The sequence below is a fragment of the Spirilliplanes yamanashiensis genome, from assembly GCF_016863475.1.
Taxonomy (GTDB): Bacteria; Actinomycetota; Actinomycetes; order Mycobacteriales; family Micromonosporaceae; genus Spirilliplanes; species Spirilliplanes yamanashiensis.
Genome location: NZ_BOOY01000032.1, coordinates 1 through 12,340 on the forward strand (window position 1 = coordinate 1; position 12,340 = coordinate 12,340).

Below are 12,340 nucleotides of genomic sequence, written 5' to 3' on the forward strand. Positions count from 1 at the left end.
ACCTCGCCCGCCAGGGCGTCCAGCGCCACGTCGACGACCTGATCGGGCTCGGTTACGTGACGCCGCGACCGAATCCCGCCCACCGGCGTTCGGCCCTCATCACCCTCACCGGCACGGGCGCCGACGTGTTCCACGAACTCCGGGACGAGGAGCTGCGCCACCTCGCCGCGATGGCCCCCGAGTGCACACCGGCCGAGATCAGCACCGCGGCCACGGTCCTGCGCGCCCTCAACCGCGACGTCCGCGAGCGGAGCACCCGGTGACCGGCGACCCCGACGTCCACGGCCTCACCACCCGCAACCGGCGGCAGCTGGCCGACCTGCTCGACACCCTCGACGACACCCAGTGGGCCGCCCCCACCCTGTGCGCCGGCTGGACCGTCACCCACCTGGCCGCCCACCTCGTGCAGCCCATGCTCATCGGGTTCGCCCGGTTCGCCCTCACCGCCGTGCGCCACCGCGGCGACACCGACCGAACCGTCGACCACCTCACCCGGCGCCTGGCCCGCCGCCCGCGCGCGGACCTGATCGCGCTGCTGCGCGCCCACGCCGCCGACCGGCTGAACCCACCCCGGGTCGGCCCGATGGGCCCGTTCGCCGACACCTGCATCCACCTGCGCGACATCGCCCGGCCGCTCGGCCTCGACGCCGACGTGCCGCTCGACCACTGGCGCCTCCTGACGACCTACCTGGCCTCCCCGTCGGCCGCACCCGCCCTCGTCCCACCCGGCCGCCTCGCCGGGCTCCGCCTGGTCGCCACCGACACCGGGTGGAGCGGCGGGACGGGCGCGGAGGTCATCGGGCCCGCCGAGGCCATCGCCATGGCCGTCACCGGGCGGGCGGTCGCCCTCGCCGACCTGCACGGGCCCGGCGTGGACATCCTCGCGGGGCGGCTCCGGCGCCGCTGACGCGCGCGGCCGCCGCTGCGCCGGGCGACGGCGTCGACGAACCGCATCGTTGCGCCGCCGTGCCACGTCAGGCCTCGTCGCAGCGGATTCCGGCCTGCGTGATGTCGCCGCTGCGCACCAGCTCCCGGATCGCCGCGGTCATCGCCGGTATCCCCGGCTCCGGGACGATCAGCTGGCCGGAAGCCCAGAAGTAGCTGCCGTTGGCGACCTCCCCGTCTCCCGCCACCGCGCCAGCAGCCGGCCGACCTCGTCGACGAATGAGGATCGTCAGCGACCCGAGGCGAACGCGTCGACGGAGGCCGCGGTCTCCGCCGTTTCGGTGGCCGGGTCGAGGAGGAACCGCGCCACGAACGCCGGCTCGGTGACGGTGGTGTACGGGCTCACGGGTGCAGCGCCGGGCGGTAGATGAGCTCCTGGATGCGGCCGTCGAGGGTGCGGCTCTCGAGCAGGTCGAGGTCGAAGTCGGCCGCGTCGCGGAACACCGGGTGGGTGCCGGTGCGGCCGCTGATCACCGGGAAGACGGTCAGCTGGACGCGGTCGACCAGCCCGGCGGCCATCAGCGCCCGGTTCAGCGACAGGCTGCCGTGCGAGCGCAGCGGCACCGGCGACTCCCGCTTGAGGCGGGTCACGATGCCCACCGCGTCGCCGTTCTCCAGGGTGGCGTCGGGCCAGTCGAGGGGGCCGCGCAGGGTGGAGGAGATGACCGTGGTCGGCATGGTCTTCATCCTGGTGTTGATCGGGTCGTCGACCGGTGACTGCTCGGAGCCCGCCCCGAGGTGGTGGACGAAGTCCCGGAACGAGCCGGCTCCGAGGATCAGGCGCTGGTCCTCGCGGTACTGGGCGAGGCGGCGGTCGAGGAACTCGGGGCCCTGCTTGCCCCAGTAGCCGCCCCAGTCGCCGTTGTCGTCGTAGGAGCCGTAGCCGTCGACGGTGGCGAAGACGTCGAAGGTGTAGGTGGCGGTCATGGTGTTTCCCTCCGCGGGTGCCGGCGGCGCCCCTCGTGGGGCGCCCTCACCCCTGCCACGAACGGTCGCATCCGGATCCGACACATCGTGCCGGATTTCTGAGGGGGCGTCGTTAGGCTGCGGGGATGGTCCGGGACGAGTTGCTGCGGTTGCGCGAAAGCGCCGAGTCCGACGCGGCGACGCTGGCCGCGGACCTGGCGGGGTTGTTCGCGGCGTCGCGGGACTCGAACGCCGACGACGAGCACGACCCGGAGGGCGCCACCGTCGGGTTCGAGCGGGCACAGCTGACGGCGCTGCTGGCGGCGGCGCGGCAGCGGGTGGCCGAGGTGGACGAGGCGCTGCGCCGGGTCGACGCCGGCACCTACGGGGTGTGCGAGGGGTGCGGGCGGCCGATCGGGGACGAGCGGCTCGCCGCGCGGCCGTTCGCCCGCCTGTGCATGGCGTGCGCGTAGCGCGCCGGGGCGGGCGAACGGCGAGGCGCGGGCGTCAGCCGGCCGGCTGGTCGGCGGCGGCCGACGGGCCGGTGTTGACGCGGGAGCGCACGATATCGACCACGTGGGCGACCGCCTCGTCGAGGGGGACGCCGTTGCGCTGGGAGCCGTCGCGGTAGCGGAACGACACGGTGCCGCCGGACACGTCGTCGTCGCCGGCGATGGCCATGAACGGGATCTTCTGCTGCTGGGCGGTGCGGATCTTCTTCTGCATCCGGTCGTCGGAGGCGTCGACCTCGGCGCGGATGCCCTCGCGGCGCAGGCGCTCCACGAAGGACTGCAGGTAGTCGGCGTGGTCGTCGCGGATCGGGATGCCGACGACCTGGACCGGCGACAGCCAGGCCGGGAACGCGCCCGCGTAGTGCTCGGTGAGCACGCCGAAGAAGCGTTCGATGGAGCCGAACAGCGCCCGGTGGATCATGACGGGGCGTTCGCGGCCGCCGCCGCCCGCGGTGTACTCCAGCTCGAAGCGTTCCGGCAGGTTGAAGTCGACCTGGATGGTGGACATCTGCCAGGTGCGGCCGATGGCGTCCTTGGCCTGCACGCTGATCTTCGGGCCGTAGAACGCGGCGCCGCCCGGGTCGGGCACGAGCTCCAGGCCGGAGTCCTCGGCGGCCTGGCGCAGCGCCTCGGTGGCGCGCTCCCAATTGGCGTCGGTGCCGACGCTCTTGTCCGGGTTGCGGGTGGACAGTTCGAGGTAGAAGTCGTCGAGGCCGTAGTCCTTGAGCAGGTCGAGGACGAACTGCAGCAGCGACTTCAGCTCGCCCTGCATCTGGTCCTCGGTGCAGTAGATGTGGGCGTCGTCCTGGGTCATGCCGCGGACCCGGGTGAGGCCGTGCACCACGCCGGACTTCTCGAACCGGTAGACGCTGCCGAACTCGAACAGCCGCAGCGGCAGCTCGCGGTAGGACCGGCCGCGGGACCGGAAGATCAGGTTGTGGAACGGGCAGTTCATGGGCTTGAGGTAGTAGTTCGCGCCCTCCATCTCCATGGGCGGGTACATGCCGTCGGCGTACCAGTCCAGGTGGCCGGAGACCTCGAAGAGGTGGCCCTTGGTGATGTGCGGGGTGTTCACGAACGAGTAGCCGGCCTGCTCGTGCCGCTCGCGGCTGTAGTTCTCCAGCTCGCGGCGGATGACGCCGCCCTTGGGGTGGAACACGGCGAGGCCGGAGCCGATCTCGTCGGGGAACGAGAACAGGTCGAGGTCGGAGCCGAGCTTGCGGTGGTCGCGCCGCGCGGCCTCCTCGAGCAGCTTCAGGTACGCCTTGAGCTCGTCGCGGGTGGGCCACGCGGTGCCGTAGACGCGCTGCAGCTGCGGGTTCTTCTCGCTGCCGCGCCAGTAGGCGGCGGCGGAGCGCATCAGCTTGAACGCCCCGATGAGCCGGGTCGACGGCAGGTGCGGCCCGCGGCACAGGTCGCCCCAGCGCTTATCGCCGGTCTTGGGGTCGATGTTGTCGTAGACGGTGAGCTCGCCGCCGCCGACCTCCATGATCTCGTCGTCGACGTCGCCCTTGATGTCGACCAGTTCGAGCTTGTACGGCTCGCCCGCCAGCTCGGCGCGCGCCGCGTCGAGGGAGTCGTAGCGGCGGCGGCGGAACGTCTGGCCGCTCTTGACGATCTCCTGCATCCGCTTCTCGAGCTTCGCCAGGTCGTCGGGCTGGAACGGCTTGTCGACGTCGAAGTCGTAGTAGAAGCCGTTCTCGATGGGCGGGCCGATGCCCAGCTTCGCGGAGGGGAAGACGTCCTGGACTGCCTGGGCGAGCACGTGAGCGGTGGAGTGGCGCAGCACGTTCAGGCCGTCGGGCTCGCTGAGCGAGACCGGGGTGACCTCGGTGTCGGCCTCCGGCGCCCAGTCGAGGTCGCGCAGGCGGCCGGCGTCGTCGCGCACGACGACGATCGCGTTCGGGCCGGCCGCGGGCAGGCCCGCCGCGGCCACCGCGTCCGCCGCCGTCGTCCCGGCCGGGACGACGACGGGGTCGGCCACAGCAGGGGTACGGGGTGCTGACACGGTGTTCTCCTTCACGTCGCTGGCACGGGCCGGGCGGCCCGTCAAGATGCTATCGGGCGCGATGTGGGGGTCGGCCGGTCCGCCCCCGATCACGGTACGTAACCGTAGCGTGCCGCACAATCACGACTACGCTCCGCGCTACCAGCGGCTTGCCACGGGCGCTACGGTCTTCGCATGGCCACGGTGTTGCTCGTCGAGGACGACCACGTCGTGCGCGGCGCGATGCTGCGGTCCCTGGCGGACCGGGGGCACGCCGTGCACGCCGTCGGGACCGCGCTCGACGCCCTCCGCAGGGTGGCCGCCGAGACCCCTGACCTCGTCGTTCTCGACCTCGGGCTGCCGGACCTGGACGGCGCCGACGCGCTGCGGATGCTGCGCGGCATCACCGACGTGCCGATCATCATCGCCACGGCGCGCGACGACGAGCAGACGGTCGTGCGGCTGCTGCGGGCGGGCGCGGACGACTACATGGTGAAGCCCTTCACGGGCGCCCACCTGGACGCCCGGATCACCACGGTGTTACGCAGGGTGGGCAGAGCCAGCCGCACCGCCCAGCCGGCCGTCCACGAGGTGGGCGGCCTGCGCGTCGACGTGGGCGAGCGCAGCGCCGCGCTGGACGGCGAGCCGCTGTCGCTCACCCGCAAGGAGTTCGACCTGCTGGCCTACCTCGCCGCCCGGCCCGGGCGGGTGGTGTCCCGTCGGGAGCTGTTGGAGGAAGTGTGGCGACAGCCGTCAGTCGGCGAGGACCAGACGATCGACGTGCATCTGTACTGGCTGCGTCGGAAACTGGGCGAATCCGCGGCGAAGCCGCGCTACCTGCGCACCGTGCGGGGGGTCGGATTCCGGTTGGTGGCGCCGGACTGAGGCTGCGGCTGGCGTACATGAGCGCCGCCGTCACCGCCGTCGCCGCCTGCGCGTTCCTCATCCCGCTGGGCTGGCAGCTGCAGACCGAGACCCACCGCGAGGCCGTCGCGGCCGCCGAGCGCCGCGCCGCCACGGTCGGCGGGGCGCTGGTCGCCCGCACCGACGCCAAGGGCGTCCAGCGGGCGATCGAGGCCGCGGGCGGCTCCGGGGCCGTCGTCGTGCACCGCACCGGCCTGGAGACGACCGGCACCCGGGCGTCCGCCGCGGACGTCGAGCGGGCCGCCGCGGGCGCCGACAGCATCACGGTCGACGTCGACGGCGGCGCCGCGCTGCTCGGGCCGGTCCGGGTGGGCGACCGCACCGCCGTGGTCGAGGCGTTCGTGCCGGAGCACGAGCTGAACGACGGCGTCGCCGCCATGTGGTGGACCCTGATCGGCATCGCCGTGCTGCTGGTCATCGGCGCGATCATCGTGGTGGACCGGTTGGCCCGGGGCGCGGTGCGCTCCGCCCGCGGCCTGGTCGACGCGGCGATGGCCGTCGGCGGCGGCGACCTCGGGGTGCGCATCCAGCCGAGCGGGCCGCGGGAGCTGGCCGAGGCCGGGTACGCGTTCAACCGGATGGCGGACCGCCTGGTCACCTCGCGCACCAGCGAGCGCGAGATGGTGGCCGACCTGTCGCACCGGCTGCGCACGCCGCTGACCGTGCTGCGCCTGGACGCCGACGCGCTGGACTCCGACGACACCAGCATCGGCACGTTCAGCCCGGCCGAGCTGGACAAGCGCCGGACCGTCCGGCGGATCCGGCAGGCGATCGTCACCCTGGAGGGTGAGGTCGACCAGCTGATCAACACCACCCGGAAGGCGGTCGCCGCGCAGGTCGCCGCCCCGGAGGATGGGCTGTGTGACGTCAGCGAGGTGGTCCGGGAGCGCATGGTCTTCTGGTCCGCCCTCGCCGGCGACCAGAACCGGCAGTACCGGGTCGTCGGCGCCAACACCCGCATCCCGGTCAGCGTGGCCCGCGCCGAGCTGGCCGCCGCGCTCGACGCCATCCTCGGCAACGTGTTCCGGTACACGCCGCAGGGCACCGCGTTCGAGATCGGCGTCTCACGGCGCGACGGCTGGGTGGCGGTGCGTGTCGACGACGCCGGCGAGGGCATCGCGGACCCGGAGCGGGCGCTGCGCCGCGGCTCCAGCGGCCGCGGCTCGACCGGCCTGGGCCTCGACATCGCGCTGCGGGCGGCGCAGTCCACGGGCGGCTCGGTGAGCATCGACCGGGCCGCGATGGGCGGCGCGAGCGTCGTCATGCTGCTGACCGACGCGGAGGCCAAGCCCCGGCAGGCGAGCCGTTTCGGCCTCGTCGGGCGGGGTCGCGGCCGGTGGCCCAAGCAACGATCGGCGGACGACTGAAGCACGTTCGCCGCCGACGACCACCCGGACGGTACAAGCCTTGCTTAGATCTCGATTAAGGGCATTCCTAACGGGGGCGCGCGGTGGCAGGGTTGCATCCGATCCCATCCGGCTCCCCGGGCCAACGCCCGCAGATCGTCCCCACACCCCGGTCCGGTGGAGCCCAACGCGTCCGGTGGGAGAGGGTCACCCCATAACCCCCTCCCACCGGACGCCCCATCGCCGAGGAGAGGACTTGTCCGCGCACCGACGGCCCGACCGCCCGGCGCCGGCCACCTCCCGGCACGACCGGCGCCCGGACCGACGGCCCGCTCCGCGACAGGCCCCCCGGCAGGCAGCCCGTCAGGTCCCCCGGCAGGAACGCCGGCGCGACCGCACCGGACACCCCATGGGTGGCCTCTACCTCACCGGCCGGCGCCGCCAGCGCGACTCCGCGATCCGGCTCCAGCGCAACATCCTGCTGGCCATCGCCGTCGTGGTGCTCGGCGTCCTGGCCGTCGCCGCGCCGCGCGTGGTCGGCGGGCTGGCCCCGGGCGGCGGCGGGCCGGGCGAGGAGCGCATCACCCTGGCCTCGGTGCCAGACGACCAGCCCGCCCTCGGCCTGCTCTACGACGGCCTGGAGCCCGCCCGCACCGACGCCCCGTGCGCCGGGTCGTACCAGGTGGTGACCCGCGAGACCTGCACGCACGGGCCGGACCTGGCGCCGCCCGGGCTGAGCGTCGCGCGCGACGTCGCGCCGGTCACCGGGCCCGAGCCCAAGCCCCGCAACCCGGCCCGCGAGGCGGGCGGGCCGCCGTCGGACGCGGCCGTCATCGCCGACCAGAACGGCATCTCGCTGGTGCCCGGCCGCCCCGCCCTGGTGCCGGACGCGGCCCCCGGCGACGCCGCCTTCGTGCTCGGCGCGCACGGCGTCGGCTGCGCCGGCAACGGCGTCAACGGCAACCGGGTGCAGGTGCTGTACCTGTACGAGTTCGGCGAGCCCAGCCGCTACGCCGACTACCTCGGCTCGTTCCGGGCCTGGGCGGCCGGCGTCGACGCGATCTACGACGCCAGCGCGGGCGAGACGGGCGGCTCCCGCCACGTCCGGTACGTGACCACGGCCGGCTGCGAGGTCGACGTCGCCGAGGTGCAGGTGCCGGCGGGCGCGCTGGGCACTTTCGAGCGCAGCATCACGGCGCTGCGCAAGCTCGGCTACAACCGCACCGACCGCAAATACCTGATGTTCGCCGACGCCAACCGGTACTGCGCCATCGGCACGTACGTCAACGACCGGCGGGCCGGGCTGGGCAACCGTAACAACGGCGGCCCGTCGTACGGCCGGGTCGACGCGGGCTGCTGGAGCGCCCAGATGGCCGCGCACGAGCTGACCCACAACCTCGGCGGGGTGCTGCGCGGCGCCCCGAACGCCAGCGTGGCCGGGCACTGCACCGACGACTACGACCTGATGTGCTGGCGCGACTCGACCGAGACGACGGTCAGCGTCGTGTGCCCGGAGCGGGGCCACGAGCAGCGGCTCGACTGCAACCACGACGACTACTTCCACACCGACCCGAAGCCGGGCAGCTACCTGGACAGGTCGTGGAACGTGGCCGACAGCCAGTTCCTGTTCTCCGGCGACGGCGGGCCGGTCGACCCGGCGGAGCCGGCCGCCCCGATCGTGTCCGCGACCTCGGCGGCGGTGGCCACCCCGTCGGCCGCCCCGGACCCGCTGCCGCAGGAGTCCGGCGCGACCGGCCCGGACGGTCCGGACGCGCCGCCCAGCGAGCTGCCGGAGGTGCCGCCGGCGGCGGAGCCCTCCGCGCCGGCGTCGGCGGCCGCCGCGTCCACCGGGCGGGCCGAGCCGGTGCGGGCCCCCGCGCCCAGCGCGCCGCCGCAGGACAGGATCCTGGAGGCGCGTAACCCGACCAGCACGTCCGCGCAGCTGACCTGGACGGCCGCGCCGATCGGCACCCGGTACGCGGTCGAGGTCGACGGGCGCGTCATCGGCGCGACCATCGCCACCCGGGCCCGGCTGGTCGGCCTGCGCCCGGACACTGCGTACGCGGTGCGGGTGCTGCTGGACACCGGGCGGCGGGCGTACACGCCGAAGGTGGAGGTGCGCACGGGCCCGGCGGCGCGCCCCGCGGACGACACCTGGTTCGTCCTGGAGAACGCGCTGACGGGCGGCTCCGCCGACCTGTACGGCGCCCGCACGGCCGACGGCACCCCGATCGTGCTGAACCGCGCCGAGGGCGGCATGCAGCAGCAGTGGAAGCTGACCCCGGCCGGGGCGGGCGAGTACCTGCTGTTCTCCCGCGCCACCGGCAAGTGCGTCGTGCCGCTGGGCAACAACCCGGCGCCCGGCCAGCCCCTGGTGCAGGCGACCTGCACCCCCGACGACACCTCGCAGCACTGGTCGGTGGTCCCGACCGAGCACGGTTTCAGTCTCAGCACCACGGTCGGCGGCCTGGTCGCCGGCGCGGGCGAGCAGCGGTTCGGGGGAACGCGGCTGCTGGTCCTGCAGGACCCTGACGGGTCACGGCACCAGAGCTGGGCGGCACTGCCCGGCTGATCCCGGCGGACGGATGCGGATGGACATGACGACGGAGCACACGAAGCGCGCACCCGAGGCGGGGCCGGACGACGAGGCGCCGTTCCTCACCCCGCGCCGCCTGATCCGCTGGGCCGCCGTGGTGGGCGTCGGCATCGTCGCGGTGCTGGCGTGCTGGCAGGACCCGAGCTACGCGCAGGGCGCGAGCGACAAGCCCGGCGAGAGCGAGGCGATGCTCCGCGCCTGCGGCGTGGCGGCGGTCGCGGGCGCGGCGGTGGCGACCGTCCGCTCGCGGCGGGCCCGCGCCTGACGCCCGGTCAGGCGGTCGCCGCGTAGTCGTCGATCTCGCCGAGCAGGCGGGTCAGGTCGGCCATCGGCATGAACGAGGCGCGCACGGCGCCGCGGGCCAGGTCGGCGACGCCGTGGTGGTCGAGGCCGAGCAGGCGGGCGGCGACCGCGTACTCTTCCTCCAGGGTGGTGCCGAACATCGGCGGGTCGTCGGAGTTGACCGTGACGAAGACGCCGGCGTCGACGAGGGTGCGCAGCGGGTGCTCCTCCAGCGAGGCGACGGCGCGGGTGCGCACGTTCGACGTCGGGCACACCTCGAGGGTGATCTCGTGCTCGGCGAGGTGCTGCAAGAGCACGTCGTCGCGGGCGGCGGCGATGCCGTGCCCGATGCGCTCGGCGCCCAGCTCGTGCAGGGCGTCCCAGATGGTCTGCGGGCCGGTGGTCTCGCCGGCGTGCGGCACGCTGTGCAGGCCGGCCGCGCGGGCCCGGTCGAAGTACGGCTTGAACTGGGCGCGCGGCACGCCGATCTCGGGGCCGCCGAGGCCGAAGCTGACCAGGCCGTCGGGGCGTTCGCCGAGCGCGATGGCGAGGGTCTGCTCGGCGGCGGGCAGACCGGCCTCGCCGGGGATGTCGAAGCACCAGCGCAGCACGACGCCCAGCTCGGCCTCGGCGCTGCGCCGGGCGTCCTCGATGGCGGCGCAGAACTCGGACGCGGGGATGCCGCGGGAGACGTGCGAGTACGGCGTGACGGTCAGCTCGGCGTAGCGGACCTGCTGACGGGCCAGGTCGCGGGCGATCTCGTAGGTGAGCAGCCGGACGTCGGCGGCGTCGCGGACGAGGTCGACGACGCTGAGGTAGACCTCGACGAAGTGGGCGAAGTCGCGGAACGCGAAGTAGTCGGCGAGCGCGGCCGGGTCGGCGGGCACCGGGCTGCGGCCCTCGTGCCGGGCGGCCAGCTCCGCGACGATGCGCGGCGACGCCGAGCCGACGTGGTGCACGTGCAGCTCGGCCTTCGGCAGCCCGGCGATGAAGGCGGTCAGGTCGGTCACGGGTTCTCCCCTGTCGTCGTCGCCACCACGAACACCCGCCGGAACGGGAACGGCACCACCGGCCCGTCGGCCGGGTACGCGGCCGCGAGCCGCTCGCCCAGCTCGGCGCGGAACGCCGCCCAGTCCGCCGTGTCGCCGCCGAGCGCGGCGCGCACCGGCCGCAGGGCGGTGCCCTCCATCCAGCGCAGCACCGGATGCGCCTCGGGGGAACCGGCGCGCAGCAGGTGCACGTACACAGTCTCCCAGGCGTCGACCGCGCACCCGGCGCGGGTGAGCAGCGCGGCGTAGCCGGCGGCGTCGTCGACGGGGGCCTCGCGCAGCAGGCCGCCGAGCCGGCCGGCCCACCGCGGCCCGGCGGCGACCTCCCGCAGCGCGACGTGCGACGGCGCGGCGAAGTTGCCGGGCACCTGGAACGCCAGCCAGGCGCCGGCCGGCAGCGCCCCGGCCCAGCGGGTGAGCAGCGCGGCGTGGCCGGGCACCCACTGCAGCACGGCGTTCGACACGACCACGTCGGTGTGCGGGCCGGGCGCCCAGGCGGTGACGTCGCCGACGGCGAACCGGACCCGCGGGCCGGCGGCCTCGGCGGCCGCGGCGATCATCTCGGGCGAGGCGTCGAGCCCGGCGACCCGCGCCCCCGGCCAGCGGCCGGCCAGGGTGGCGGTGAGGGCGCCGGACCCGCAGCCCAGGTCGACGACCTCGCGCGGGGCATCGGCGCCGATCCGCGCCACCAGGTCGTGGAACGGGCGGGAGCGCTCGTCGCCGAAGCGCGAGTACGTGCCGGGATCCCACATCGCCGCCTCCAAACCGTACGTCCGTCTTGCTACACCGTACCGCTAGGCTCGTCCCATGGAGAACCGCACGTTCGGCCGCCTCGGCCGCGACGCCGGCGCGGTCGGGCTCGGCGCCTGGCAGCTCGGCGGCGACTGGGGCACGGTCGCGCCCGACGACGCCCACGCCACCCTCGCCGCCGCCGTCGACGCGGGGGTGACGTTCCTCGACACCGCCGACGTGTACGGCGACGGCCGCAGCGAGAAGCTCATCGGCGAGTTCCTCGCCGCGCGGCCGGGGCACCGCGTCACCGTCGCCACCAAGATGGGCCGGCGGGTGCCGCAGGAGCCCGCGGCGTACACACTGGACAACTTCCGCGCGTGGACCGACCGCTCCCGCGCCAACCTCGGCGTCGACACCCTCGACCTGGTGCAGCTGCACTGCCCGCCCACCGAGGTCTTCAGCACCCCCGCCGTCTACGACGCGCTCGACACCCTGGTGCAGGAGAAGCGCATCGCCGCGTACGGCGTCAGCGTCGAGCGCACCGCCGAGGCGCTCGCCGCCATCGAGCGCCCGGGTGTCGCGAGTGTCCAGATCATCCTCAACGCGGTGCGGCACAAGCCGCTCGACGAGGTGCTGCCCGCCGCCGCGGCGGCCGGCGTCGGCATCATCGCCCGCGTCCCGCTCGCCAGCGGCCTGCTGTCCGGCCGCTACGACGAGCACACCACGTTCGCCGCCGACGACCACCGCACCTACAACCGGCACGGCGAGGCGTTCGACGTCGGCGAGACGTTCTCCGGTGTGGACTACGCGACCGGCCTGGCCGCGGTGCGCCGGCTGCGCCCGCTGGTGCCGGACGGCTGGACGATGACGCAGTTCGCGCTGCGCTGGATCCTCGACCAGCCCGGCGTCACGGTCGTCATCCCCGGGGCGCGCGACGGGGCGCAGGCGCGCGCCAACGCCGCCGCGGCCGACCTGCCGCCGCTGGACGCCGATACCCACGCCGCCGTGCGCGCGGTGTACGACGACCTGATCCGCCCGCAGATCCACGACCGCTGGTGAGG

The 12,340-nt window shown here is 74.5% G+C and carries 13 protein-coding genes; 8 read left to right on the forward strand and 5 right to left on the reverse strand.

The window, feature by feature from the left end; translation table 11 throughout:
• Together Sya03_RS22510 and Sya03_RS22515 are read left to right on the forward strand one after the other, a co-directional pair.
• Nucleotides 1-263, forward strand: a 263-nt coding sequence (locus Sya03_RS22510) for a MarR family winged helix-turn-helix transcriptional regulator (RefSeq protein ID WP_203940367.1), incomplete at its 5' end; no start/stop codon positions are given.
• Nucleotides 260-907, forward strand: a complete 648-nt coding sequence (locus tag Sya03_RS22515; RefSeq protein ID WP_203940368.1) for a maleylpyruvate isomerase family mycothiol-dependent enzyme — start codon at nt 260-262, stop codon at nt 905-907. The genes Sya03_RS22510 and Sya03_RS22515, both read left to right, overlap by 4 nt.
• 67 nt (nt 908-974) lie before the next feature.
• Here the strand turns inward: Sya03_RS22515 and Sya03_RS31195 are convergent, their stop codons facing one another.
• Both Sya03_RS31195 and Sya03_RS22525 read right to left on the reverse strand, forming a co-directional pair.
• Complete coding sequence (locus Sya03_RS31195) at nt 975-1,133, reverse strand: hypothetical protein (protein ID WP_239107771.1); 159 nt, start codon at nt 1,131-1,133, stop codon at nt 975-977.
• Nucleotides 1,134-1,287: 154 nt separating this feature from the next.
• Nucleotides 1,288-1,872, reverse strand: coding sequence for a dihydrofolate reductase family protein (locus tag Sya03_RS22525; protein WP_203940369.1), 585 nt, complete (start codon nt 1,870-1,872; stop codon nt 1,288-1,290).
• Between the two features lie 125 nt (nt 1,873-1,997).
• Here Sya03_RS22525 and Sya03_RS22530 point away from each other — a divergent pair, with 125 nt between their 5' ends.
• The gene (locus Sya03_RS22530; protein ID WP_203940370.1) at nt 1,998-2,324 is read left to right on the forward strand and encodes a TraR/DksA family transcriptional regulator; all 327 of its coding nucleotides are present in this window, start codon (nt 1,998-2,000) and stop codon (nt 2,322-2,324) included.
• A 34-nt stretch (nt 2,325-2,358) separates the two neighbouring features.
• On the opposite strand, the gene thrS is transcribed toward Sya03_RS22530, so the two are convergent.
• The gene (thrS, locus tag Sya03_RS22535; protein ID WP_203940371.1) at nt 2,359-4,371 is read right to left on the reverse strand and encodes a threonine--tRNA ligase; all 2,013 of its coding nucleotides are present in this window, start codon (nt 4,369-4,371) and stop codon (nt 2,359-2,361) included.
• A 174-nt stretch (nt 4,372-4,545) separates the two neighbouring features.
• Between thrS and Sya03_RS22540 the strand changes: the two genes are divergently transcribed.
• The 4 genes from Sya03_RS22540 (at nt 4,546) to Sya03_RS22555 (ending at nt 9,481) form a co-directional block, all read left to right on the forward strand.
• A complete protein-coding gene (locus tag Sya03_RS22540) occupies nt 4,546-5,235 on the forward strand; it encodes a response regulator transcription factor (RefSeq protein ID WP_203940372.1) in 690 nt (229 codons plus the stop codon).
• Nucleotides 5,236-5,252: 17 nt separating this feature from the next.
• A complete protein-coding gene (locus Sya03_RS22545) occupies nt 5,253-6,641 on the forward strand; it encodes a sensor histidine kinase (protein WP_203940373.1) in 1,389 nt (462 codons plus the stop codon).
• A 388-nt stretch (nt 6,642-7,029) separates the two neighbouring features.
• On the forward strand, nt 7,030-9,192 hold the full coding sequence (locus Sya03_RS22550) for an RICIN domain-containing protein (protein WP_239107772.1): 2,163 nt from the start codon (nt 7,030-7,032) through the stop codon (nt 9,190-9,192).
• Nucleotides 9,193-9,217: 25 nt separating this feature from the next.
• Nucleotides 9,218-9,481, forward strand: a complete 264-nt coding sequence (locus Sya03_RS22555) for a hypothetical protein (protein ID WP_203940374.1) — start codon at nt 9,218-9,220, stop codon at nt 9,479-9,481.
• 7 nt (nt 9,482-9,488) lie between these two features.
• On the opposite strand, the gene Sya03_RS22560 is transcribed toward Sya03_RS22555, so the two are convergent.
• Together Sya03_RS22560 and Sya03_RS22565 are read right to left on the reverse strand one after the other, a co-directional pair.
• A complete protein-coding gene (locus tag Sya03_RS22560) occupies nt 9,489-10,508 on the reverse strand; it encodes an adenosine deaminase (RefSeq protein ID WP_203940375.1) in 1,020 nt (339 codons plus the stop codon).
• The gene (locus tag Sya03_RS22565; protein ID WP_203940376.1) at nt 10,505-11,299 is read right to left on the reverse strand and encodes a trans-aconitate 2-methyltransferase; all 795 of its coding nucleotides are present in this window, start codon (nt 11,297-11,299) and stop codon (nt 10,505-10,507) included. The genes Sya03_RS22560 and Sya03_RS22565 overlap by 4 nt, the downstream gene beginning before the upstream one ends.
• 55 nt (nt 11,300-11,354) lie before the next feature.
• On the opposite strand from Sya03_RS22565, the gene Sya03_RS22570 reads away from it, so the two are divergent.
• Entirely contained in the window at nt 11,355-12,338 is a 984-nt protein-coding gene (locus Sya03_RS22570; protein ID WP_203940377.1) for an aldo/keto reductase, read from the forward strand.
• The last annotated feature ends 2 nt before the right edge of the window (nt 12,339-12,340 follow it).